This window comes from Paracoccus sp. N5 (assembly GCF_000371965.1).
Taxonomy (GTDB): domain Bacteria; phylum Pseudomonadota; class Alphaproteobacteria; order Rhodobacterales; family Rhodobacteraceae; genus Paracoccus.
Window position 1 is genome coordinate 800,001 of record NZ_AQUO01000001.1, and the last position, 24,499, is coordinate 824,499.

Annotated in this window: 23 protein-coding genes (1 of these 23 running past the window's edge); 8 read left to right on the forward strand and 15 right to left on the reverse strand. The window is 67.3% G+C overall.

Features of this window, described 5'->3' with window-relative positions; translation table 11 throughout:
* The 3 genes from rpsI to PARN5_RS0104070 all read right to left on the reverse strand — a co-directional run.
* On the reverse strand, positions 1-440 hold the 5' portion of the coding sequence (gene rpsI, locus PARN5_RS0104060; RefSeq protein WP_017998495.1) for a 30S ribosomal protein S9. 40 nt of this gene lie to the left of the window's left edge; 440 of the gene's 480 nt are visible here — the first part of the coding sequence; it begins with the start codon at positions 438-440; its stop codon lies off the left edge, out of view.
* Between the two features lie 3 nt (positions 441-443).
* The gene (gene rplM, locus PARN5_RS0104065) at positions 444-908 is read right to left on the reverse strand and encodes a 50S ribosomal protein L13 (RefSeq protein WP_017998496.1); all 465 of its coding nucleotides are present in this window, start codon (positions 906-908) and stop codon (positions 444-446) included.
* Between the two features lie 147 nt (positions 909-1,055).
* Positions 1,056-1,481: a PaaI family thioesterase gene (locus PARN5_RS0104070; protein WP_026155160.1), complete on the reverse strand. Its 426-nt coding sequence runs from the start codon at positions 1,479-1,481 to the stop codon at positions 1,056-1,058.
* A gap of 84 nt (positions 1,482-1,565) precedes the next feature.
* Between PARN5_RS0104070 and PARN5_RS0104075 the strand changes: the two genes are divergently transcribed.
* Complete coding sequence (locus tag PARN5_RS0104075; RefSeq protein ID WP_017998498.1) at positions 1,566-2,366, forward strand: enoyl-CoA hydratase; 801 nt, start codon at positions 1,566-1,568, stop codon at positions 2,364-2,366.
* 9 nt (positions 2,367-2,375) lie between these two features.
* Here the strand turns inward: PARN5_RS0104075 and PARN5_RS0104080 are convergent, their stop codons facing one another.
* The 10 genes from PARN5_RS0104080 to PARN5_RS0104125 form a co-directional block, all read right to left on the reverse strand.
* A complete protein-coding gene (locus PARN5_RS0104080) occupies positions 2,376-3,119 on the reverse strand; it encodes a cytochrome c biogenesis protein CcdA (RefSeq protein ID WP_017998499.1) in 744 nt (247 codons plus the stop codon).
* A gap of 94 nt (positions 3,120-3,213) precedes the next feature.
* A complete protein-coding gene (locus PARN5_RS0104085) occupies positions 3,214-5,745 on the reverse strand; it encodes a ribonuclease E/G (protein ID WP_017998500.1) in 2,532 nt (843 codons plus the stop codon).
* 435 nt (positions 5,746-6,180) lie between these two features.
* Positions 6,181-6,393, reverse strand: coding sequence for a hypothetical protein (locus PARN5_RS21640; RefSeq protein WP_017998501.1), 213 nt, complete (start codon positions 6,391-6,393; stop codon positions 6,181-6,183).
* Positions 6,394-6,404: 11 nt separating this feature from the next.
* Entirely contained in the window at positions 6,405-7,730 is a 1,326-nt protein-coding gene (locus PARN5_RS0104095) for a sigma-54 dependent transcriptional regulator (protein WP_017998502.1), read from the reverse strand.
* 19 nt (positions 7,731-7,749) lie between these two features.
* Entirely contained in the window at positions 7,750-9,477 is a 1,728-nt protein-coding gene (locus tag PARN5_RS0104100) for an ATP-binding protein (RefSeq protein WP_017998503.1), read from the reverse strand.
* A gap of 135 nt (positions 9,478-9,612) precedes the next feature.
* Positions 9,613-10,281, reverse strand: coding sequence for a phosphoribosylformylglycinamidine synthase subunit PurQ (purQ, locus tag PARN5_RS0104105; RefSeq protein ID WP_017998504.1), 669 nt, complete (start codon positions 10,279-10,281; stop codon positions 9,613-9,615).
* 197 nt (positions 10,282-10,478) lie between these two features.
* Positions 10,479-11,690, reverse strand: coding sequence for an NADP-dependent isocitrate dehydrogenase (locus PARN5_RS0104110; RefSeq protein WP_017998505.1), 1,212 nt, complete (start codon positions 11,688-11,690; stop codon positions 10,479-10,481).
* A 201-nt stretch (positions 11,691-11,891) separates the two neighbouring features.
* Positions 11,892-13,016: an HD domain-containing protein gene (locus tag PARN5_RS0104115; RefSeq protein ID WP_017998506.1), complete on the reverse strand. Its 1,125-nt coding sequence runs from the start codon at positions 13,014-13,016 to the stop codon at positions 11,892-11,894.
* Positions 13,013-13,450 (reverse strand): hypothetical protein, encoded by a 438-nt coding sequence (locus PARN5_RS0104120; RefSeq protein ID WP_017998507.1) that lies wholly within the window; start codon positions 13,448-13,450, stop codon positions 13,013-13,015. Before PARN5_RS0104120 ends, PARN5_RS0104115 begins: the two co-directional genes overlap by 4 nt.
* Entirely contained in the window at positions 13,450-14,202 is a 753-nt protein-coding gene (locus PARN5_RS0104125) for an alpha/beta hydrolase (RefSeq protein ID WP_346420414.1), read from the reverse strand. Before PARN5_RS0104125 ends, PARN5_RS0104120 begins: the two co-directional genes overlap by 1 nt.
* A gap of 73 nt (positions 14,203-14,275) precedes the next feature.
* Here PARN5_RS0104125 and PARN5_RS0104130 point away from each other — a divergent pair, with 73 nt between their 5' ends.
* The 7 genes from PARN5_RS0104130 to PARN5_RS0104160 all read left to right on the forward strand — a co-directional run bounded on the left by PARN5_RS0104130 (position 14,276) and on the right by PARN5_RS0104160 (position 21,294).
* The gene (locus tag PARN5_RS0104130; protein ID WP_017998509.1) at positions 14,276-14,734 is read left to right on the forward strand and encodes an Rrf2 family transcriptional regulator; all 459 of its coding nucleotides are present in this window, start codon (positions 14,276-14,278) and stop codon (positions 14,732-14,734) included.
* 3 nt (positions 14,735-14,737) lie between these two features.
* Complete coding sequence (locus tag PARN5_RS0104135; RefSeq protein ID WP_017998510.1) at positions 14,738-15,760, forward strand: Gfo/Idh/MocA family oxidoreductase; 1,023 nt, start codon at positions 14,738-14,740, stop codon at positions 15,758-15,760.
* Positions 15,761-15,862: 102 nt separating this feature from the next.
* A complete protein-coding gene (locus tag PARN5_RS0104140; protein WP_017998511.1) occupies positions 15,863-16,969 on the forward strand; it encodes a carboxynorspermidine decarboxylase in 1,107 nt (368 codons plus the stop codon).
* A 44-nt stretch (positions 16,970-17,013) separates the two neighbouring features.
* Positions 17,014-18,237: a saccharopine dehydrogenase family protein gene (locus PARN5_RS0104145; protein ID WP_017998512.1), complete on the forward strand. Its 1,224-nt coding sequence runs from the start codon at positions 17,014-17,016 to the stop codon at positions 18,235-18,237.
* A gap of 108 nt (positions 18,238-18,345) precedes the next feature.
* The gene (locus PARN5_RS0104150) at positions 18,346-19,674 is read left to right on the forward strand and encodes an AI-2E family transporter (protein ID WP_017998513.1); all 1,329 of its coding nucleotides are present in this window, start codon (positions 18,346-18,348) and stop codon (positions 19,672-19,674) included.
* Between the two features lie 69 nt (positions 19,675-19,743).
* Positions 19,744-20,760 carry a GlxA family transcriptional regulator gene (locus PARN5_RS0104155; protein WP_017998514.1) on the forward strand — a complete coding sequence of 339 codons (1,017 nt, stop codon included), beginning with the start codon at positions 19,744-19,746 and terminating at the stop codon, positions 20,758-20,760.
* 81 nt (positions 20,761-20,841) lie between these two features.
* A complete protein-coding gene (locus tag PARN5_RS0104160) occupies positions 20,842-21,294 on the forward strand; it encodes a hypothetical protein (RefSeq protein ID WP_017998515.1) in 453 nt (150 codons plus the stop codon).
* 41 nt (positions 21,295-21,335) lie between these two features.
* Here the strand turns inward: PARN5_RS0104160 and glmS are convergent, their stop codons facing one another.
* Positions 21,336-23,153, reverse strand: a complete 1,818-nt coding sequence (glmS, locus tag PARN5_RS0104165) for a glutamine--fructose-6-phosphate transaminase (isomerizing) (protein ID WP_017998516.1) — start codon at positions 23,151-23,153, stop codon at positions 21,336-21,338.
* A gap of 3 nt (positions 23,154-23,156) precedes the next feature.
* Positions 23,157-24,497, reverse strand: a complete 1,341-nt coding sequence (gene glmU / locus PARN5_RS0104170; protein WP_017998517.1) for a bifunctional UDP-N-acetylglucosamine diphosphorylase/glucosamine-1-phosphate N-acetyltransferase GlmU — start codon at positions 24,495-24,497, stop codon at positions 23,157-23,159.
* Positions 24,498-24,499: the final 2 nt, after the last annotated feature.

A 24,499-nucleotide genomic window follows, 5' to 3' on the forward strand; every position in this document is an offset into this window, starting at 1 on the left:
TTGCCGTATTTCTTGCGCTCGACCACGCGCGAGTCGCGGGTCAGGAAGCCGGCCGCCTTCAGCGCGGCCCGCAGCGCGGGCTCGTGCAGCTGCAGCGCCTTCGAGATGCCGTGCTTGACCGCACCGGCCTGGCCCGAAAGGCCGCCACCGGCGACGGTGGCATAGACGTCGTATTGACCGACGACGCCGGCCACTTCGAAGGGCTGGCGCAGGATCATCTGCAGCACCGGACGGGCGAAATATTCCGCGATGTCCTTGCCGTTGACCACGACCTTGCCCGAACCCGGCTTGACCCAGACGCGGGCGACCGCATCCTTGCGCTTGCCGGTGGCATAGGCGCGGTTCAGCGAGTCGCGCTGCGCTTCGCGGATCGGGGCAGCCGCCGGAGCAGCCGTCGCGACCGATTTCAGATCGTCGAGGGTTTTGATGTCTTCGGCCATGGCTTACGCGCTCCGGGTATTCTTGGCGTTCATGGACTTGACGTCCAGGACTTCGGGCTGCTGAGCCTCATGCGGATGCTCGGCACCGGCATAGACGCGCAGGTTGGTCATCTGCTGCTTGCCCAGCTTGTTGCGCGAGATCATGCGCTCGACGGCCTTGGTCACCACACGCTCGGGGTGGGCGCCTTCCAGCACCTGGCGGGCGGTGCGGTGCTTGATGCCGCCCGGGTGGCCGGTGTGCCAGTAGTATTTCTTCTGGTCGCGCTTGTCGCCGGTCATCTGCACCTTGTCGGCGTTGATGATGATGACATTGTCGCCCATGTCCATGTGCGGGGTGAAGGTCGGCTTGTGCTTGCCACGCAGGCGCATCGCCACGATCGAGGCAAGACGGCCCAGAACGACGCCCTCGGCGTCGATCAGGATCCACTTCTTCTCGATCTCCGCCGGTTTCGCGGTATAGGTTTTCATCTGTCGGTCCCTTTGGGGGCTGTAATTCGAGATGGCGGTATATCGGCGAAAGCGGCGCACAAATCAAGCGCGCCGAAGCCGAAATTCTCCATGAAAACCAGCTGCTTGCAAAATAGGTATCTTGATACCGCATCGCAACCCCCGATGTCACGCGGTTTTCGGCGGAATCGAATAGGTCATCGAGCAGCGGGCGACGGGTTCGGCCGTGCCTTCTGAATAGATCAGGCACTCGCCCACCGCCAGGACGCGGCCCAGCTTCAGGATCCGGCATTCGACCAGCAGGTCGCGCCCGGCCTCGGGCTTGCGCATGAAGTCGATCGAGGCATTGGTGGTCACCGCCAGCGCCACCTCGCCGATCCTCGACAGGATCGCCAGATAGATCGCCACATCGGCCAGCGCGAACATCGACGGGCCGCTGACCGTGCCGCCGGGGCGCAGATGGCGGTCGTCGACCAGCAACCGCGCGGTCATCCTGCCCTCGCCGACCGTCTCGACCCGGACCTGGCCCGCGATCTGCGGGAACGCCCGGCCGAGAAACTCGTTCAACCGTGCGCGATCCATCTGCAATGCCATGCTTTCCCCCTGCCCTGCCGGCGGCTAGACTGGACGGCAAGGCCCGGCAAAGGCAAGCCGCGCCGTGACGTCAGGGAGGCGAGGATGAAGGACGGCAACCCCGAACCGCTGGTGCTGCGCGAGGACCAGGACAGGGTCGCGCGCCTGACGCTGAACAGCGCCTCGAACTACAACGCGCTGTCGACGGCGATGATCGACGCGCTGTCGGATGCGCTGGACGAGGTGGCGACGGACCCGTCCATCCGGGTGCTGGTCCTGGCGGCCCGGGGCAAGGCCTTTTGCGCCGGCCACGACCTGCGCGAGATCCAGGGCGCGCGCGACGACGCGGATGACGGCCGCGCCGCCTATGAGCGGCTGTTCTCGCATTGCTCGGCGCTGATGCAGAAGCTGCCCGCCCTGCCCCAGCCGGTGATTGCCGAGGTGCAGGGCATCGCCACCGCCGCCGGCTGCCAGCTGGTCGCCAGCTGCGACATGGCCATCGCGGCCGAGGGCGTGCGCTTCGGGGTGAACGGGGTGAACATCGGGCTGTTCTGTTCGACTCCGATGGTGGCGCTGACCCGGGCGATCCCGCCGCGCGCCGCTTTCGAGCTGCTGGTCACCGGCGATTTCATCGACGCCGCCCGGGCGCGCGAATTGGGGCTGGTCAACCGCGTCGCCGCGCCCGAGGCGCTGACTGATGAAACCATGGCGCTGGCCCGGCAGGTCGCCGGCAAGCTGCCGGCCGCCGTGCGCCTGGGCAAGCGCGCCTTTCATGCCCAGGCCGGCATGGGTCTGGCCGAGGCTTATCAGGCCACCGGCGCGGTGATCTGCGAGAACCTGCTGCGCCCCGACACCGCCGAGGGCATCCAGGCCTTCCTGGAAAAGCGGTCGCCTGACTGGGATTGACGACTGGGACTAGCCCAGCCGCGCGAGCCAGGGAAAGGTCTCGAGCAGCCAATAGGCGAAGACCGGAAAGGCGCCGGTCAGCAGGGCCAGCCCGACCACGACCAGAAGCGCGCCCATGATGCGCTCGATCAGCTTCAGATGCGGCTTGATCCGGTTCATCAGCCCGATGGCGCGGTTGATGAAGATGGCCGACAGCAGGAAGGGGATGCCCAGGCCCAGGGCATAGACCGCCAGCAGCGCCGCCCCGCGCGAGGTCTCGGCCCCGGTCGCGGCCAGGGACAGGATCATGCCCAGCTGCGGCCCGATGCAGGGCGTCCAGCCGAAGGCGAAGGCGAGGCCCAGGATATAGGCCCCGAACGAGGTGCCGCCCTGCTCGCCGGCATCCAGCCGCGCCTCGCTGTCCAGGAAAGGGATGCGGATGACGCGCAGGAAATGCAGCCCCATCACGATCACCACCAGCCCCGCGCCCCGCGCCAGCCAGTCCTGCCATTGCAGGAACAGCCGCCCGAAGGCCGAGGCCGCCATGCCCATCAGCAGGAACACCGTCGAAAGGCCGAGGATGAAGAACAGCGCCGGCACCACCGCGCTGCGCTCGCCCGCTTTCAGGCCGCCGACGCCCACGCCGGTCATATAGGCCAGATAGGGCGGCACCACCGGCAGCACGCAGGGCGACAGAAAGGACAGGATTCCGGCCAGCAGCGCGACCGTCGCGGCGGGCAGGAAGGCGGCGTCTGCAAGCTCGATTCCCAACATGAGCGGCACCTTGCGCCAAGCGAAAGGCGCGGGAAAGACCCGCGCCTGTCAATATTCCGTGGCTGCGACCATCGGCCCCAGAAACAGGCCGAGATCAGGCCGACCACCAGCCGCGCCGCTTGGGCCGCGCCACCTCATCCTCGGCCGCCATGGCGGGCTCGGGTTCGGGCTCGGGCAGGTTTTCCGGCTCCGCCGGGGCTTCGGGCAGGTTTTCCGCTTCGGGCTGGCGCGCCTCGGGCTCGGGCTGCGGCTCGGCGTCCGGCTGGGCTTCTTCGGCGTTGAGCTGCGGCTCGGCAGGGGCTTCCACCGCCGGTTCCGCTTCGGCAACCGGCTCGGCAGGCGCTTCGACGGCCGGCTCGACCGGAATCACCTCGGCCGTCTCCTCTGCGGCGACCGCTTCGGCGGCGGGCTCATCCTCGCCCTTGCGGCGGCGGCTGCGGGTGCGGCGACGCGGCTTCGCAGCCTCCCCGCCCGGCTCGGCCACCGCTTCGGCAGGCTCAGCGACAGCCTCGGGCTCGGCGGCGGGGACACCCTCCTCGGGCTGGTCGGCCTCGGCCGTGCCCTCTTCGGCGTGATCCTCGCCCTCGCCATTGCGGCCACCGCGACGACGGCGGCGACGGCGGCGGCGCTTGCCGCCATTGTCGCCCTCGTCCTCGCCATGCGACTCGCCGCGCGGCTCGTCGGCAGCCTCGGCAAGGCTGTCCTCGACCAGGTCTTCCGCCTCATCGGGCTCTTCGCCGTCGATCTGTGCCATCAGGCTGGCATCGACCGACACCACGGGCGAGACCACCTCCGGCACGTTGCGGGTCGCGGTCTTGAACTTCTCGATGGCGTAATCGGGCGAGATCAGCACCGGGTCGGCCTCGACCCGCACCGACATGCCGTAGCGCGCCTCGATATTGGCGATATGCTCGCGCTTGGCGTTCATCAGGAAGTTGGCGACGGCGACCGGCGCCTTGACCAGCACCTCGCGCGAACGCTTGCGGGTGCCCTCTTCCTCGATGGCGCGCAGGATGGTCAGCGCCAGGCTGTCATCCGAACGGATCAGCCCGGTGCCGTGGCAATGCGCACAGGGCTGCGTGGTCGATTCCAGCATGCCCGGACGCAGGCGCTGGCGCGACATCTCCATCAGGCCGAAGCCCGAGATGCGGCCGACCTGGATGCGCGCCCGGTCGGTCTTGAGCTTGTCCTTGAAGCGCTTCTCGACGGCAGCGTTGTTCTTGCGCTCTTCCATGTCGATGAAGTCGATGACGATCAGCCCGGCCAGGTCGCGCAGGCGCAGCTGGCGCGCCACCTCGTCGGCGGCTTCCAGGTTGGTCTTCAGCGCGGTATCCTCGATCGAGCCCTCTTTCGTGGCCCGGCCCGAGTTCACGTCGATGGCGACCAGCGCCTCGGTCACGCCGATGACGATATAGCCGCCGGATTTCAGCTGCACGACCGGGTTGAACATGCCGCCCAGATAGCTTTCGACCTGGAAGCGCGCAAAGAGCGGCATCTGGTCCTGGTAATGCTTCACGTTCTTGGCATGGGACGGCATGATCATCTTCATGAAGTCCTTGGCCGTCCGGTAGCCCCGGTCGCCCTCGACCAGAACCTCGTCGATTTCCTTGCTGTAGATGTCGCGGATGGTGCGCTTGATCAGGTCGCCTTCCTCATAGACCGGCGCCGGGGCGATGGACTTGAAGGTCAGCTCGCGGATCTGCTCCCACAGCCGCATCAGGTATTCATAGTCGCGGCGGATCTCGGTCCGGGTGCGCTGGCTGCCGGCGGTGCGGATGATCAGCCCGGCGCCCTCCGGCACCTCCAGCTCGCTGGCGATTTCCTTCAGTTTCTTGCGGTCGGCGGCATTGGTGATCTTGCGGGAAATCCCGCCGCCGCGCGCGGTGTTGGGCATCAGCACGCAATAGCGGCCGGCAAGGCTCAGATAGGTGGTCAGCGCGGCGCCCTTGTTGCCGCGTTCCTCCTTGACGACCTGGACCAGCATGATCTGCCGGACCTTGATGACTTCCTGGATCTTGTAGCGGCGGGCGCGGGGCTTCTTCGGCGGCCGGATCTCCTCGGTCACGTCCTCTTCGGCGACCGATTCGATTCCGTCGTCCTCATGCGCGTCCTCGGCAGGGGTTTCGGCCGCATCCTCGGCCGGGGCGGGCTCCTGCGGCTCGGCGGCGACGGCCTCGGGGGCGGCGCCATCCTCCTCGGACAGGTCGACGATGGTCATGCCGGCGATCTCGTCCGAACTGACCACGGCATCGCCATTCTCGGCGGCGGCGGGCTTCGGCCCCTTGCGGCGGCGCGGGTTGCGCTTGGTCTTTTCGCCCTCGTCGGCCTCGGCGGCGGCGGCCTGACGCTCTTCCTCGATCAGCGCCTGCCGGTCGGCGGCGGGGATCTGGTAGTAATCGGGATGGATCTCGGCAAAGGCCAGGAAGCCGTGGCGGTTGCCGCCGTAATCCACGAAGGCGGCCTGCAGCGAGGGTTCGACCCGCGTCACCTTGGCCAGGTAGATATTGCCAGCAAGCTGTCGCTTGTTGACCGTCTCGAAATCAAATTCCTCGACTTTGGTTCCATCGACCACGACCACCCGAGTCTCCTCGGCATGCGTGGCGTCGATCAGCATTTTCTTGGACATTTTTCCGTCTTTCGGGCAGCCGCACCGGCCCGCCCAAGGGCGGGGGAAGGGTTCGGCTGTCATGTGAGAGGACGACGACGCCCGCGCGGAAGGCAGCAATCGCGGCGACCGGGGTCATCCCCTGCCGCCGTTGCCGATCAAGCTGCCTTGCGCGATCCATCGCGTCTGTTTACCTTTCTTGGCCCGTCCCGCGAGGGGTCCGGGCGGCGATATGTTCGCCCAGAGGCCCGGACCGGGCATGGGCTGGATTTTCCGCGCGTCGCACCACCGACACTTTTCGGGTGTCGCGGCTGGCCACGCGCTGCGAAACTTTCGAGGCGGACAATCCAGAATTGAGATCGCCCAGCCTTGCACCGGCAAGATAGCGGGGAAACGCGCGCCGTTACAATCAGTTTTTCGCTGGCCCCATTCCAGGCCGCGTTTCGGGCCCGCATCTCAGCCCATCAGGGCCAGCAGAACCGCCAGCAGCGGCAGGGCCAGCACCAGCCCGCCGATCAGCAGACGCGGCGACGGACGGCCCGAGAAATGCCGCCAGGCGGCAACGGCCAGCAGCATCAGGCCCGCGACCGACGAGGCCAGCAAGGCCAGCCCCGCCACGATGAGCCCGCCGAAGTCATAGCCGCCCGTCGCCTCGCTGCGCAGACGCACGCCGCCTCCGGTTACAGATAGTCGCCGCGGCTCAGCCCGTATTTCGCCATCTTCTCGTTCAGGGTCCGGCGCGGCAGGCACAGTTCGTCCATGACGGCGGCGATGCTGCCCTTGTGGCGGCGCATGGTGTTGTCGATCAGCATCTTCTCGAAGCTCTCGACATATTCCTTGAGCGGCTTGCCCTCGGTGGTCGTCGCCTCCTGCGTCTCCTCGCCGTCGGCCATCAGCAGCGAGGCGATCGAGCCCGAGCCGCGGCGGTTCTGCAAGACCGCGCGCTCGGCCACGTTGATGAGCTGGCGCACATTGCCCGGCCAGGGCGCCTGCAACAGCTGCGCGGCCTCTTGCGCGGTGACCTGCGGCGGCTCGCAGCCGTATTCCTCGGCAAATTGCTCGGTCATGCGGGTGAACAGCGACAGGATGTCCTCGCCGCGCGAGCGCAGCGGCGGCAGGGTGATCTTCAGCGCCGTCAGGCGATAGAACAGGTCGGGACGCAGCGAATCCTCGGCCCGGCGGCCTTCGCCCCGCGCGTTGGAAATGGCGATGATCCGGGTCTCGGCCGGGCTGCCCTGCTCGGCGATGAAGGCCAGAAGCCGCGCCTGCAAGCCGTCCGAAAGCGCCTCGATGTCCTCGAGGCAGAGCGTGCCGCCCCGCGCCTCCTCGACGGCGGGCAGGCCGTTCTCGACCGGGCCGAACAGCTTCGCCGCCAGCACCTCGTCGTTATAGGCGGCGCAGGAAATCGGCACGAACTTCTTGCTGGCGCGCGGCCCGACCGCGTGCAGCGCATGGGCGACCAGCGTCTTGCCGGTGCCGGTCTCGCCGTCGATCAGCACATGGCCGTCGGCCTGGCCCAGGTCCAGGATATCCTCGCGCAGCCGGTCCATGACCGGGCTGGCGCCGATCAGCTTGGACATGACCTGCTGGCCTTCCGACAGGTCGCGGCGCAGGGCGCGGTTGTCCAGGGTCATGCGCCGGGCCTGGGTCGCCTTCTTGACCAGCTCGGTCAGCCGTTCCGGGTTGAAGGGCTTTTCCATGAAGTCCATGGCGCCGATCCGCATGGCCTCGACCGCCATCGGCACGTCGCCATGGCCGGTGATCATGATGACCGGCAGGCCCGAATCGAGCCCCATCAGCCGCTTGAGGAAGGCCATCCCGTCCATGCCCGGCATGCGGATGTCGGAAATCACCACCCCCGGCCAATCGGCGCCGATCACCTTCAGCGCTTCTTCGGCGCCCGGAAAGGTCTCGGTCTCGAACCCCGAGAGCACCAGCCACTGGCTGATGGATTCCCGCATGTCCGGTTCGTCATCCACCACTGCAATCTTCAAAGTGCGGCTCATGGGTCTTTACCCTTTCCTGTCATTCCGCCGCCAGCCCGGTCCCCGACTTGCGCCCGGGATCATGGAGCGGCAGCTCAAGTTCGAATACGGCGCCCCGGCCGCCCTCGTCCGACGCATTATGCGCGGTCAGGCGGCCCCCGAAATCGGCGGCGATCCCCGATGAGATCGCCAGGCCCAGTCCGGTCCCCTCCCCGGGCTTCTTGGTGGTGAAGAAGGGTTCAAACAGGTTTTCCAGGTCCGATACACCCGGCCCGTTGTCGCGAACGGACAAGAATGCGTGAGAGCCCGAGCCGACGGTGATCTCGATGGCCGGATCGCGCAGGCCCTTGATGGCGTCGACGGCATTGCGCAGCAGGTTGATGATGATCTGCTCCAGCCGGATGCGGTCGCAATAGACCATGACCGGATAGCGCGGGATATTGCGCTGCAACCGGATGGTCCGCTGGCGCAGCTGCGGCTCCATCATCACCAGCGCGCTCGACAGCGCGGCGCGCAGGTCGACCGGCTCGAAGGCCTCGCCGCCCTTGCGGGCATAGGATTTCAGCTGCCGGGTGATGGCGCCCATGCGCTCGATCAGGTCGTCGATGCGCTGGAAGCTCGACAGCGCCTCCTCGGACCGGCCGCGCTGCAGCAAGAGCCGCGCCCCGGCCAGATAGGTCTTCATCGCCGCCAGCGGCTGGTTCAGCTCATGGCTGACGCCGGCCGACATCTCGCCCAGCGCCGCAAGTTTCGAGGATTGCTGCACGGTCTGCTCGGCCACGCGCAATTCCTTCTGCACGCGCTCGCGCTCGGCGATCTCGCGGGTCAGGCGCATGTTCAGCGCGCGCAGGTCGGCCGATTCGCGCATCCAGGCCGCCGATTCCACCCGCGCCCGCCGCGACAGCAGATAGAACACCGCCGCCAGCAGGATGGCGAAACCCATGATGACCATGGCCAGCACGGCGTTCACCCGCTCGCGCACCGACTCGTAGGTGGTGAAGGCGATCATCTTCCAGCCGCGGAACGGGATCCGGGTCTCGGATTGCATCACCGCGCGGCCCTCGACATAGGCATCGGCCGGGGGCGCGGCCCAGTCGGCGGTGACCTGGAAGGCCCGCGCGATCGAGGACGGCGCCGAACGCACCGCCAGCGCCTCGGGCAGGGTCAGGCCCCGCCAGCGCGGCTCGGTCGCCAGGATGATCTGCCCGGCGCTGTCGGTCACGGCAATGGCGTCCGAGATCCCGGCCCAGGATCGCACCAGCCGGCTCAGGTCGGCGCCGACCACGACCACGCCCAGCGTGCGCCCATCCGCGACCACCGTGCGGGAATAGGTGAATTCATAGGCCCCCTGCGGCGAGGGCGAGACGGTGAAAACCGTATCCTTCGACCGCAGCGCCTCGACGAAGAACGGCTCCTGCACGTAATTCGTGCCGATCAGGTTGCGGTCGGTCGATCCCACCACCCGGCCCGAGGCATCCAGCAGCTTGATCGAGGCCGCCGCGATCTCTTTCTGGGCCGAGATCAGCCGCGCCGAGGTGCCCGAGAACTGGGTGTCGATCAGCGCCGATATCAGCGCCGGATCGCGCGCCAAAAGCAGGGGCACCACCGAGGTGCGCTGCAGCTCCGACAGCAGGTTGCCGGTATACAGCGCCGAGCGCAGCTCGGTCCGCACCCGTGTCGTCTCGGAAAACCGCGCGGTCAGCCAGGTGTTGGTGAACCAGATCGTGCCCGCCGCCAGGACCAGCAGCGCGGCGATGGCGCCGCGCATGCCCCATCGGCCGGTCAAGCCAGCCCTGCCCTCCGACAGCCCGATGGAGTTCCCGTCGTCTCGCATGCGCCTCCGGCATCACCCCACGCCCCCGGGGATCGGGAAAGTCTAATCCCCGAACGGGCGCCGCTCAAGTCAGGCCGAGACAAGCTCTTGCATCAACGAGGCAAAAAGCCCGGCGCCGGCCGTGCCGCCATGCCCGGCATCGGCCGCCCGCTCGGGATGCGGCATCATGCCGAGCACGCGGCGGTTCTCGGACAAGACCCCGGCGATGTCGCGGACCGAGCCGTTGATGCCCGGCGCATAGCTGAAGGCAATGCGGTCCTGGTCCCGCAGCGCGGCCAGGCCTTCGGCATCGATCTGGTAATTGCCGTCGTGATGCGCGACGGGAATGCGGATCTCCTGCCCCGCCGCATAGGCACGGGTAAAGGCGCTGTCGCTGGTCTCAACCCGCAGCAGCACCTCGCGGCAGATGAATTTCAGCCCGGCATTGCGCATCAGCGCACCCGGCAGCAGCCCCAGTTCGGTCAGCACCTGGAAGCCATTGCAGATGCCCAGAACATAGCCGCCGCGCGCCGCATGCGTCCTGACCGCGGCGGCAATCGGCGAATGCGCGGCAATCGCGCCGCAGCGCAGATAGTCGCCAAAGGAAAACCCGCCCGGCACGGCGACCAGGTCGACCCCCTCGGGCAGCGTCGCATCCTTGTGCCAGACCCGGGCGACCTCGGCCCCGGCCCGCTCCAGCGCGACGGCCAGATCGCGGTCGCAGTTCGATCCGGGAAAGGTGATGACGGCGGCTTTCATGGCAGGGACTCCCTCTGGGCTTGCGCCTCCCATACTCCAAGCCCGGCCGCATGTTAAGCCGCCTTGATCCTTCTCTGTTTCACAAATACCCGAAGAAACCGCGCCCAAGGCCGCTTTCCGTTTCCAAGGCTGCCGCGCCACCAACGAAAAGGGCCGGGAGTTTCCCCCCGGCCCGGCAAGCCCTTCGGGCGATCCGATCAGGCCAGCGCCTTGTTCAGATATTCGTCGACCTTTTCCAGGTAGCCGATGGTGGTCAGCCATTTCTGGTCCGGCCCGACCAGCAGCGCCAGGTCCTTGGTCATGTAGCCGTCCTCGACCGCCTGCACGGTCACGCGCTCCAGCGTATTGGCGAAGTTCAGCAGCGCCTCGTTGCTGTCCAGCTTGGCGCGGTGCTTGAGACCCCCGGTCCAGGCAAAGATCGAGGCGATCGAGTTGGTCGAGGTCTGGTTGCCCTTCTGGTGCTCGCGGTAATGCCGCGTCACCGTGCCATGCGCGGCCTCGGATTCGACGATCTTCCCGTCCGGCGTCATCAGCACCGAGGTCATCAGCCCCAGCGAGCCGAAGCCCTGCGCCACGATGTCGGATTCCACGTCGCCGTCATAGTTCTTGCAGGCCCAGACATAGCCGCCCGACCATTTCAGCGCCGAGGCGACCATGTCGTCGATCAGCCGGTGCTCATAGGTGATGCCGGCCTTCTTGAACTTGTCCTCGAACTCGGCGGCATAGACCTCGGCGAAGATGTCCTTGAAGCGGCCGTCATAGGCTTTCAGGATGGTGTTCTTGGTCGACAGGTAAACCGGATAGCCACGCTGCAAGCCGTAGTTCATCGAGGCGCGGGCAAAGTCGCGGATCGAATCGTCCAGGTTGTACATGGCCATCGCCACGCCGGCGCCCGGCGACTGATAGACCTCGTGCTCGATGGTCTCGCCATCCTCGCCGACGAACTTGATCGTCAGCGTGCCCTTGCCGGGGAAGCGGAAATCGGTGGCCTTGTACTGGTCGCCGAAGGCATGACGGCCGACCACGATGGGCTGGGTCCAGTGCGGCACCAGCCGCGGCACGTTCTTGCAGATGATCGGCTCGCGGAAGATCACGCCGCCCAGGATGTTGCGGATGGTGCCGTTGGGCGACTTCCACATCTTCTTCAGGCCGAATTCCTCGACGCGGGCCTCGTCGGGGGTGATGGTGGCGCATTTCACGCCGACGCCGTATTGCTTGATCGCATTGGCGGCATCCACGGTGATCTGGTCGTTGGTGCGGTCACGCTCCTCGATGCCCAGATCGTAATATTTCAGGTCCACGTCCAGATAGGGCAGGATCAGCTTTTGCTTGATGAAGTCCCAGATGATCCGGGTCATCTCGTCGCCGTCGAGCTCGACGACCGGGTTCGCTACCTTGATCTTCGACATGGGTGGTCCCTTGTGGTTAGGATTCGGCTGCCCGCCCTATAGCCGCAAATCGCCGCGAGGGAAAGGGTGGTATGCAATCGCATACCAATTGCCGCGGAAAGGCCGAAACCCGCGTGTCGCACCCTGCAAAGATCGGGACGGGCTGGCCGCAAACCCGTGATCCATCACGCTGCCGCAAGGGCAACCGGCCGTCCGTTTCCGTCAACTCCGAAAATACACCCGTGCGCTTTCGCTGAGCCAGGTCCACAGCATCGGTGCGCCGCGCTGGATGCGGACACCGACGCGCTCGACCAGCTGCTCGTAGGTGACGCTGTATTCCACCCATGACCCGCCGCCGCAGGCGATGTTCTGCATCACCGGCTGGGCGCGGTCCAGCGATTTGGCGAAAACCGCGTCGGGCGTCTCGTTGGCCTCGAACTCGGCCCAGAGGGCGCGCAGTTCCGCCCCGAGGGGTGCGGGCAGCAGGCCGAACAGCCGGTCGGCGGCGGCTTCCTCGGCCGCCAGCTGCGCCGCGCCGTGATGCGCGTCGCCGTTCTGAGCGTGGATCGGCACGTCGCCTGCGTCGATCTCGACCAGGTCGTGCAGGATCAGCATGCGGATCACCCGGCCGATATCGACCTCCGGCCCGGCTTGCGGCGCCATGACCAGCGCATAAAGCGCCAGGTGCCAGCTGTGCTCGGCGCTGTTTTCCCGGCGCGAGGCGTCGCAAAGCAGGCTGGCGCGCGAGACCGATTTCAGCCGGTCGGCTTCGGCCAGGAAGGCCAGGCAGCGGGCCAGATCGCCCTGCGGCGCGCGCCCATCCAGCAGGGCCTGCGCGGCCGCCATGGCCTCGGGCCATTCCGTCCACAACCGCCGGGCGCGACCCGATGTCATGTTGTCGCGGACGATCTGCACATGCTCCGCCAGCGGCTCGGACGCGCCCAGCACCTGGAACAGCGGCTGGATATGGTCCATCCGCTTGGCGATGCGGGCGTCGGCGGTCTGGCCGGATTCGAATTCCTGCCACAGCGCCAGCAGCCGCGCGCCATCGGGCAGCATGGCGAACAGTCGCAGCGCCGCCGCCAGCTCGGCGGCCTCGACGGCGGCCGTGTCATGGGCCAGGTGGATCGGGTGATCGCCGGTGTCGATCTCGACCAGGTCGTGCAGCAGGATCATGGCGATGGCCCGGTCCGAGGCACCGAACACCAGCGCATAGAGCGCGACATGCCAGCTGTGCTCGGCGCTGTTCTCCGGCCGCGACAGGTCCATCAGCACATTCGCGCGCTCGACCGACTTCAGCCGGTCGGCCTCGGTCAGGAAGGCGAAACGCCGGGTCAGGTCGGTCATCGGGGCCTCCAGTCGAAAACAAGCCGGCTGAACAGGAGGGACAGAATGAACGCCGGCAAAGCAAGAACTCCGCAAAGGAGCAGCCAATCCATCGCATGGCTGTAATTGCCATCGTCAGCCGGCCAAATGATGCAGGCGCACAGCGGCAGGAGCACCGCAAGGCACCACAGTGCCGTCAGAACGACAAAGCCCGGACGAAGTCCTTGGGGCCAAATGGCCGCCAACCCGAAATGCCAGAGAAAGGCAGCCAATCCGCCGACGATGACAAGGGTATCAAGTCCGCGTTCAAGCCAATACCCGAAGGGAATCGGAACCCGCCCTTGGACCGCGCGAAAATTGACCGCACGCAACTCGGCAAGCAATGTCAGCAAAATGGCCACACAGGCCAGAAGCAGACCGGCGCCGGCCCAGATCAACCGGCGCCGGCCGATCATTACCGGGTGCTTTCCGTCAGCCGCCGGCGCACATAGGCCTGCACCGTGTCGATCATCGGCTTCATGTGGACCTCGTCGTCGCGGAAGAAATGGTCCGCGCCCTCGATTTCCTCATGGGTGATGGTGATGCCCTTCTGCTCGCGCAGCTTGCCGACCAGGGCATGGGTGTCCTTGGGCGGCGCCACGCGGTCGGCGGTGCCGTTGATGATCAGCCCCGAGGACGGGCAGGGCGCCAGGAACGAGAAATCATACATATTCGCCGGCGGCGCGACCGAGATGAAGCCGGTGATCTCGGGCCGGCGCATCAGAAGCTGCATGCCGATCCAGGCGCCGAAGGAAAAGCCCGCCACCCAGCAATGCTTGCTGTTGGGGTTCATCGCCTGCAGGTAGTCCAGCGCCGAGGCGGCATCCGAAAGCTCGCCGATGCCCTGGTCGAACTCGCCCTGCGACCGGCCGACGCCGCGGAAGTTGAACCGCATGACGGTGAAGCCCATGCGGTGGAAGGCGTAATGCAAATTGTAGACGACCCGGTTGTTCATCGTGCCGCCATATTGCGGATGCGGGTGCAGCACGATGGCGATGGGGGCGTCGGGATTGGATTGCGCGTGATAGCGCCCTTCCAGACGACCTTCGGGACCGGGGAAAATCAGTTCGGGCATGGGCTTCCTTCGGGACTCGGGTTTCTTGACCCTGTGACGGCGCGGCTCTAGATCGTCAATCTGGGAAGCGCGCCCGAAATAGGCAAGACGCATCAAGGACGGCGCGGGGGAATTAGCCCTCGCCGCACGTTTCGTCAATGCTTTGCCGCCAGAGGGGAGAGGCACGATGAAACTGTCAACCAAGGGACGCTATGCCATGGTGGCGCTGGTGGACCTGGCCATCGCCAAGGGCGACGACCTGACCTCGCTGGCCGAGATTTCGGCCCGGCAGGACATCTCGCTGCCCTATCTCGAGCAGCTCTTCGTGCGGCTGCGCCGGGCCGGGCTGGTCGAATCGGTGCGCGGACCGGGCGGCGGCTATCGGCTGGCCAAAGCGCCCGAGACGATCCGCCTGGCCGATGTGCTGGAGGCGGTGGACGAAACGGTCAGCGCGCTGCATGTCGGCGCCGGCGCCTCGGGCGGGGTCTCGGGCTCGCGCGCGCAGACGCTGTCGAACCGGCTGTGGGAAAGCCTGTCGGCGCATGTCTATGTCTTCCTGCACAATCACACGCTGGCCGATGTGGCCCGCAACCAGCTGCTGCCCTGCCCGGCGCTGCCGAAGCTGCTGTCCATCGTGGACGACTAGGCCATGCGGGTTCTGGTCGCCGGTCTGGGCAACATGGGCCGCAGCCATGCGCTGGCCTGGGCAAGGCAGCCCGGCGCGGAACTGGTCGGGCTGGTCAACCGCAGCCCGGTCGCGCTGCCGCCGGAGCTGGCCGCGATTCCGCAGAGCCAGGATTTCCACGAGGCGCTGGCCCGGCTGCGCCCGGACCTGGTCGTGGTCGCGACCTATTCCGACAGCCATGCCGAATATGCCATCGCCGCGATGCGGGCCGGCGCCCATGTCTTCGTCGAGAAGCCCTTGGCGACGAAGGTCGAGGACGCCCGCCGCGTGATCGAGACCGCGCAGGAAACCGGCCGCAAGCTGGTCGTGGGTTACATCCTGCGCCACCACCCCAGCTGGCAGCGCCTGATCGCCGAGGCCCGCGCGCTTGGCGGCCCCTATGTCTTTCGCCTGAACCTGAACCAGCAAAGCAGCGGCCCGACCTGGGAGGTGCACAAGGCGCTGATGCGCACCACGCCGCCCATCGTCGATTGCGGCGTGCATTACGTCGACGTCATGTGCCAGATCACCGATGCCGCCCCGGTCGAGGTGCGCGGCATGGGCCTGCGCCTGTCCAGGGAAATCGCCGCCGACGCCTATAACTACGGCCATTTCCAGGTGCTGTTCCAGGACGGCTCGCTGGGCTGGTACGAGGCGGGCTGGGGTCCGATGATGTCGGACAGCGCGTTTTTCGTGAAGGACGTGGTCAGCCCGAACGGCGCCGTCAGCATCCGCATGGCCGAGGACGCGCGCTCGGACGACATCGACACCCATACCCGCACCGCGACGCTGCGCCTGCACAAGGTGGGCGAGCCGGACCAGGACCTGTCGATGACCGGAGAGCCGGGCCACCAGGCGCTTTGCGATGCCGAGGCCGCCTTCATGGCCCGCGCCATCGCCGAGAATGCCGACCTGACGCGGCACATGCAGGATGCGGTGTCCTCGCTGGCGGTCTGCCTTGCCGCCGATGAATCCGTCAGGACTGGCCAGCCGGTGCGTTTGCGCTGATCCGTCACGCGGCCGTCACGCTTCCTTGCGAAATGGGCCGGGTGGCCCTAAATGAGCCTTTCCTTTTGACCTAGCACGGTTTCGCGACCGGGAGCCCGCGCCATGTCCGACCTTCAGACGCCCTTCTACCTGATCGACCTCGCGAAACTGCGGGTGAACATGGAGCGGATCGCCACTTTGCGGGAACGCTCGGGGGCGAAATGCCTGCTGGCGCTGAAATGCTTCGCGACCTGGGGCGCCTTCGACTTCATGCGCCCGTTCATGGACGGCACCACCTCGTCCAGCCTGTTCGAGCTGCGGCTGGGGCATGAGGAATTCGGCAAGGAAACCCATGCCTATTCCGTGGCCTGGGCCGATCACGAGATCGACGAGGCGCTGGGTTACGCCGACAAGATCATCTTCAACTCGCTGGGCCAGCTGGACCGTTTCGGCGCGCGCGCCAGGGAACGCGGCATCGCCATGGGGCTGCGGCTGAACCCGCGCTTTTCGACCTCGGGCTTCGACCTGGCCGATCCGGCGCGGCCGTTCTCGCGGCTGGGCGAATGGGATCTGCCGCGCCTGGAGCAGGCGCTGGACCGCATCAGCGGGGTGATGATCCATTACAACTGCGAGAATGCCGATTTCGACCTGTTCGATGCGCAGCTCGGCCGGATCGAGGCGGAATTCGGCGGCTTCCTTGAAAAGCTGGACTGGGTCAGCTTGGGCGGCGGCATCCATTTCACCGGCGACGGCTATCCGCTGGACCGGCTGGCCGACCGGCTGAAGGCGTTCTCGGAACGCTTCGGGGTGCAGGTCTTCCTGGAACCGGGCGAGGCCAGCATCACCCGCTCGACCTCGCTGGAGGTGACGGTGCTGGACGTGATCCATCACGGCAAGGACGTGGCCATCGTGGACTCGAGCATCGAGGCGCATATGCTGGACCTGCTGATCTATCGCGAGACGGCGAAGCTGCCGCAAGAGGGCGAGCACCCCTACCAGGTCGCCGGCAAGACCTGCCTGGCCGGCGACATCTTCGGCGAAGGGCGCTTCCCGGCGCCCTTGCAGGTCGGCGACCGCATCAGCATCGCCGATGCCGGCGGCTATACCATGGTGAAGAAGAACTGGTTCAACGGCGTCGCCATGCCCGCCATCGCCATCCGGGCCGAGGACGGAACGATCCGCAGCGTCCGCCGGTTCTCTTACGACGATTACAAAGCCAGCCTGTCCTGAACCGGCCCGCCATTCCCCTTCCCAGCCCCGAAAAGGAGATCGAATTGGCCAAGAACGTGCTCATCATCGGCGCCGGCGGCGTCGCGCAGGTGGTCGCGCATAAGGTGGCGCAGAACGCTAACGAGTTCGGCAGCCTGCATATCGCCAGCAGGACCGTCTCGAAGGCCGAGAAGATCATCGCGAGCGTTCGGGACAAGGGCCATTCGGTCGCATTCACCGCCCATCCGCTCGACGCGATGGACAGCGCGGCGGTGGCGGCGCTGATCCGCCAGATCGACGCGGGCATCGTCATCAACGTCGGTTCCGCCTTCGTCAACATGACCGTGCTGCAAGGCTGCATCGAGACCGGCGCCGCCTATCTGGACACCGCCATCCACGAAGACCCGGCCAAGGTCTGCGAGACCCCGCCGTGGTATGCCAATTACGAATGGAAGCGCCGCGAGGATGTCGAGAAGGCCGGCATCACCGCGATCCTGGGTGTGGGCTTCGACCCGGGCGTGGTCAACGCCTATGCCAGGCTGGCCGAGGACGAATATTTCGACAAGATCGATTCGATCGACATCGTCGACATCAACGCCGGCTCGCACGGCCGCTGGTTCGCGACGAATTTCGACCCCGAGATCAACTTCCGCGAATTCACCGGCACGGTCTATTCCTGGCAGGGCGGCGAATGGCGCCAGAACAAGATGTTCGAGGTCGGCCGCGAATGGGACCTGCCCGTGGTCGGCAAGCGCACCGCCTATCTGTCCGGCCATGACGAGGTGCACAGCCTCTCGGCCCGCTACAAGGACGCGGACGTGCGGTTCTGGATGGGCTTCGGCGCGCATTACATCAACGTCTTCACGGTCTTGCAGAACCTGGGCCTGCTCAGCGAGCAGCCGGTGAAGACCGCCGAGGGGCTGGAGGTCGTGCCGCTGAAACTGGTCAAGGCAGTGCTGCCCGATCCGTCCAGCCTCGCCCCCGATTACGAAGGCAAGACCTGCATCGGCGATCTGGTGAAGGGCACGCTGAACGGCAAGCCGGGCGAGGTCTTCATCTACAACGTCGCCGATCACAAGGAAGCCTTTACCGAGGTCGGCAGCCAGGGCATCAGCTACACCGCCGGCGTGCCGCCGGTCGCGGCGGCGATCCTGGTCGCGCGCGGCACCTGGGACGTCAGGAAGATGGTCAATGTCGAGGATCTGCCCGCCCGGCCCTTCCTGGAACTGCTGGGCGATCTGGGCCTGCCGACCCGGGTCATCGACGCCTCGGGCGACCATCCGCTGTAACGCCGGCCCGGCAGAATTTCCGACACGCGCACCCCGCCCGCAGGAACCTCCGGGCGGGGTCGGCGTTTCAGCTTGCTTCCAGCCGTCGCGAAAGGATCGGGCAGCTTCATGGTTCCGCCAGACAATCACAAGTTCCCGTCCTTCCCCCGGACCGAAAAGCACCCCCTGCCCCGCGTCGCCAACTGGGCGGTGATCGGCATCTTCCTGTTCCTGCTCTTCACCTTCTTTGCCCAGGCGCGGGACTTCCTGATGCCGGTGACGCTGGCCTTTCTGCTGTTCTTCGTCTTCGTGCCCTTCCGCCGGCTGATGGAGCGGCTGGGCATCGGCGCCGTCGTCACCGCCACCATCGTCTCGCTGGGCCTGGTGGTGTCGGTGGTGGTGATCGGCTTCATGATCTCGGGCCCGGTGAACCGGCTGATCGAGAACTCGTCGCAGATCGGCGACCGGCTGGAGCAGCGCTTCACCGAATTGCGCAGCAACTTCCGCGGCCTGGAGCGCGCGGCGGAAAAGATCGACGAGCTGACCGGCGGCGGCGGCGCCAAGCCCGAGACCAAGCCCGCCCCCGGCGCCCCCGCGCCGGATGCGACGCTGACCGGGACGCTGACGCCGATCCCGCAGCCCGGCACGCCGCAGACCCCGGACCAGAAGATCCAGGTCGAGGTGAACGCCGCACCGCAGACCTCGACCCTGGTCAGCGTGCTGAACCTGGGCCCGGCCTTCGTCGGCCAGATCATCCTGACGCTGTTCCTGCTGTTCTTCCTGCTGTCATCGGGCGACCTGCTGTATCTCAAGATCGTGCAGAGCTTCGATTCGATGCGCGAAAAGCGCGCGGCCTATCTGGCGCTGCGCGAGATCGAGGACTCGCTGGGCGCCTATCTGGGCGCGATCACGCTGATCAACGCCTGCCTGGGCATCGCGGTCGGGCTGGCGATGTGGGCCTGGGGCATGCCCAGCCCGATGCTCTTTGGCCTGGCAGTGTTCCTGCTGAACTACATCCCCTATCTAGGGCCGATCACCGGCGTCATCATCACCATGCTGGTCGGGCTTTTCGTCTATGAGGACCTGTTCACGCCCTTCATGGTCGGCCTGACCTATTTCGGCATCTCGGCCATCGAGGGCCAGCTGATCACGCCCTATTTCGTGTCGCGCAAGCTGCAGCTGAACACGGTCGTCGTCTTCCTGACCGTGGCGCTCTGGGCCTGGCTCTGGTCGGTGATCGGCATGATCGTCGCGGTGCCGATCCTGGTCGTCATGCGGGTGCTGGCGGACCACATTCCGGGGCTCGAGAAATTCGGCAATTTCCTGGCCGGCGAAGACCCGCCCGCGCTGGAGGACGAGGACGAGGAGGAAGCGCGCGAGATCGTCGATGCCGGCGACGGTGCCGGGGACGCGGATCAGGCCGCGCAGGCCACCGCGGTGCTGCCGACGCGCGGCTGAAGGGAATCGCTGGACCGGCGCGAAAAACATGGCATGATCGCGACGCGAGCCATGGATGAATAGCGACAGATGCCCGAGCCAGACCCTGCCCCCGACCAGAACCCGACCCGCCTGCGCATCGGCTTCCTGCTGGCGCCGCGCTTCACGCTGTCGGCCTTTGCCACCTTCGTCGACGTGCTGCGGCTGGCGGCCGACGACGGCGACGGCTCGCGGCCGATCCGCTGCCGCTGGCGCGTGCTCTCGGCCGACATGGCGCCGGTGCAAAGCTCCTGCGGCATCCGCATCGAGCCGGACGAGCGGCTGGGCGACCCCGCGCGCTTCGACTATATCGTCGCGGTGGGCGGGCTGATCGACGGCGGCCCTGGCCTGTCGCCGGAACAGGGCGCCTTCCTGAAACGCGCGGCGCAGGCGCGCGTGCCGCTGGCCGGGCTTTGCACCGCGGTGTTCTCGATGGCGCGCTTCGGGCTGATGGACGGCTATCGCTGCTGCGTCAGTTGGTTCCACCACCAGGATTTCCTGGCCGAATTCGAAAAGATGCGCCCGGTCTCGGACCAGATCTTCGTGGTGGACCGCGACCGGCTGTCCTGCTCGGGCGGGGTCAGCGCGGCGCATCTGGCCGCCTTCCTGATCGACCGCCACCTGGGCCGGGCGGCGGCGCGCAAGGCGCTGTCGATCCTGATGATCGACGAGCCGATGGAGGGCGACCGCCCGCAGCCCGGCCTGCCGCTGGAACTGCACGCCCGCGACCCGCTGGTGCGCCGCGCGCTGCTCGCCATGCAGCAGAACCTGCACGCGCCCCTGCCCATCGCCCGCATCGCCCGCGACCTGGGCGTCGGCCGGCGCAAGCTGGAGCGGCATTTCAACGCCGACCTGGGCATCCCGCCCGCCGATGCCTCGATCCGCATCCGGCTGGCGCAGGCGCGGATGCTGCTCGCGCGCACCGACCGCACCGTCACCCGCATCGCCGAGGAGACCGGCTTCTGCGACGCCTCGCACCTGATCCGCGTCTTCCGCGAGACCGAGGGCACCACGCCCGACCTGTGGCGGCAAAGCCGGGGCATGCTGGCCGAGGACGTGCCGGCCTGACGGCGCGTTGCTTCGCCCCGGCCCGCAACCCGCGCGAATCGCCGGGATAATGCCGGGGCCGTGAAAGCATAGGAGCAAGAGATGCCGAACAAGGCCATTGTCGGGGGCGTGCTGACCGACGCCACCCTGGCCCCCATCGCCGGGGGCAAGATCGTCGCGACGCTGAACGGATCGGACGTGTTCGACGACGGCGTGCGCGTCGTGACCCAGAAGGTCGAGGCGACCACCGACGCGCAAGGCGTCTGGTCGCTGGCGCTGATCGTCAATGCCGAGGGCGACGGCGCCGCCACGACCTGGACCATCGAAGGCTTCGACCGCTATGTCGCCCGGGTCTTCGAGGCGAAATCGCTGTTCATCGCCTCGACCCTGCCGATCGCGCTGGGGGATCTGGAAAAGACCAGCGCCCAGAACCTCAAGGCCGCGCGCGAGGGCAACTCGGCCCGGCTGCTGGTGGTGCGCGACCATGCGCTTTACCAGGCCCTGCCGGTCGCGCAGCGCCGCAGCAGCGACATCGTGCTGGTCAAGGCCGCCTGAACGGCCGCACGGCAGCCGGTCGCCCGACTGCCGTTTCCGCCCTATTCCACCGTCACCGATTTCGCCAGGTTGCGCGGCTGGTCCACGTCGGTGCCCTTGGCGACCGCCGTGTGATAGGCCAGATATTGCATCGGCAGCGCATAAAGGATCGGCTGGAACATCCCGCCGCCCGTGGGCATCGCCAAGGCCGCCTTGAAGCCCTGACCCGCCGCCTCGATGCCCTCCGGGTCCGAGATCAGCAGCACCTGCCCGTGCCGCGCCATGACCTCCTGCATGTTCGAGACGGTCTTGTCGAACAGCCCGTCGCGCGGCGCCAGCACCACCACCGGCACATTGCGGTCGATCAGCGCGATCGGCCCATGCTTCAGCTCGCCCGAGGCATAGCCCTCGGCGTGGATATAGCTGAGTTCCTTCAGCTTCAGCGCCCCCTCCAGCGCCACCGGGTAAAGCGGGCCGCGGCCCAGATACAGCACGTCCTGCGCCTCGGACAGCCAGCCGGCCAGCCGGCGGCAGATGTCGCTGAGCGCCAGCGCCTGGTTCAGCAGCCCCGGCAGGCTGCGCAGGTCGGAAAGATGCGCGGCAAGCTCCGCCTCCGTCAGCCGCCCCCGGTCCCGCGCCGCCTTCAGCGCCAGCACCGCCAGCACCGCCAGCTGGCAGGTGAAGGCCTTGGAGGAAGCCACGCCGACCTCGATCCCGGCCAGCGTCGGCAGGGCGATGTCGGCATCGCGGGCGATGGCCGAGGTGCCGACATTCACCACGCCGACCGTGCGCGCCACCTTGTCCCGGGCGTAATGCAGCGCCGCCAAGGTGTCCGCCGTCTCGCCCGACTGGCTGACGAAGAGCGCCCAGCTTTTCGGCGACAGCGGCGGCTCGCGATAACGGAACTCCGAGGCCACGTCCAGATCGCAGGGCAGGCCCGCCAGGGACTCGAACCAGTAGCGCGCGACATGGGCCGCGTAATAGGCGGTGCCGCAACCGACCAGCGTCAGCCGGTCCACGGCGCTGAAATCCAGCGCATCGGGCAGGACGATGCGGTCGCCCTTGATATAGTGGTTCAGCGCATCGCCCAAAACAACCGGTTGTTCCGCGATCTCCTTTGCCATGAAATGCCGATAGCCGCCCTTGTCGATCTGGGTGGCGCCGACGTCGATCTGCTGGATCTCGCGATTGGCCGGGCGGCCCGCGGCGTCGAAGATCTCGGCGCCCGAGCGGCGGATGATGGCGTGGTCGCCGTCCTCGAGATAGGTGATGCGGTCGGTAAAAGGCGCCAGCGCGATGGCGTCCGAGCCCAGGAACATCTCGCCCTCGCCATGGCCCACGGCCAGCGGGCTGCCCTTGCGGGCGGCGATCATCAGGTCGGGCTCGCCCTCGAACAGGAAGGCCAGGGCAAAGGCGCCGTGCAGGCGGGCCAGCGTCGCGCGCGCCGCCTCGGCCGCATCCATGCCCTGCGCCATGTGCCAGGCGGTCAGCAGCGCCACGGTTTCGGTGTCGGTCTGCGATTCCGGTTGCAGGCCCAGCGCGATCACCTCGTCGCGCAGCTCGCGGAAGTTCTCGATGATGCCGTTATGGACCACGGCGACCGGACCGCGGCGATGGGGATGGGCGTTGACCTCGGTCGCGGCGCCATGCGTGGCCCAGCGGGTGTGTCCGATGCCGGCATGGCCGGTCAGCGGCTCATGCACCAGCCGGTCCGAGAGGTTCACCAGCTTGCCCACCGCCCGGCGCCGATCCAGCCGGCCGGCGTCGTCCACCGTCGCCACCCCGGCGCTGTCATAGCCGCGATATTCCAGCCGCTTCAGCGCCTCGACCAGCTGCGGCGAGACCTCGTGCTGGCCCAGGATTCCGATGATGCCGCACATGGCTCAGCTCCCCTTTTTCTGGCGCAGGGCCTGCATCAGCCGGGTGGCGAGGCCAGGCTTGGTCACCTGTTTCGCGCGGCCCAGCGCCAGTGCATCGTCCGGCACGTCCTCGGTGATGACCGAGCCCGAGCCGGTCATCGCCCGCGCCCCCACCCGGACCGGCGCCACCAGCATGGTGTCCGAGCCGATGAAGGCATGGGCGCCGATCTCGGTCCGGTGCTTGCCGACGCCGTCGTAATTGCAGGTGATGGTGCCGGCGCCGATATTGGTCGCCTCGCCGATATGGGCGTCGCCGAGATAGGTCAGGTGGCCGACCTTGACGCCTTCGTCCAGCACCGAATTCTTGATCTCGACGAAATTGCCGACATGCACGTCGCCGCCCAGTTCCGCCCCGGGCCGCAGCCGGGCAAAGGGGCCGACGGTGGCGCCGGCGCTGACATGGCAGCCTTCAAGATGGCAGAAGGGCAGGATCTCGGCGCCGCTTTCGACGGTCACGCCGGGGCCGAAGACCACGTTCTGCCCGATCACCGCGTCGCGGCCGATGCAGGTGTCAAGCGCGAACCAGACCGTCGCCGGATCCGACAGCGTCACCCCGTCCTCCAGCGCCTGCGCGCGGGCGCGGGCCTGGAAGGCCGCCTCGGCGGCGGCCAGTTCGGCGCGGGTGTTGATGCCCAGCGTTTCGGCTTCGTCGCAGGTGACGACATCGACGCGCAGCCCGGCGGCGCGCGCCAGGCCGGCCAAGTCGGTCAGGTAATATTCGCCCGCCGCGTTGCGGTTGCCGATCTGCGGCAGGATCTCGCGCAGCGTCGCCGCATCGGCGGCCAGCACGCCCGAGTTCACCAGCCGGATCGCCCGCGTGGCCTCGTCGGCGTCCTTGTATTCGACAATGCGCTCCAAACCGTCCGGGCCGGTGACCAGCCGGCCATAGCGGCCGGGATCGGCGGCCTCGAAGCCCAGCACGATCACGTCCGAGGGGTGGGTCGCCAACATGCCGAGCGTTTCCTCGGCGATGAAGGGCGTGTCGCCGTAAAGCACCAGCACCCGACCCTCGAAGCCTTCGAGCAGCGGCAGGGCCTGGCGGACGGCATGGGCGGTGCCCAGCTGTTCCTCTTGCAGGGCGATCTGCGCCTCGGGGTCCAGCTTCGCGACCGCCTTCTGCACCAGCGCGGCGCCGTGGCCGGCGACGACCACCACGGTTTCGGGCGCCAGGCTGCGGCCTGCGGCCAGGGCATGACCGACCAGCGGCACGCCGCCCAGGCGGTGCAGCACCTTGGGCAGGTCCGACTGCATGCGGCTGCCCTGTCCGGCGGCCAGCACGATCAGCGCGACGGGTTTCTCGGTCATAC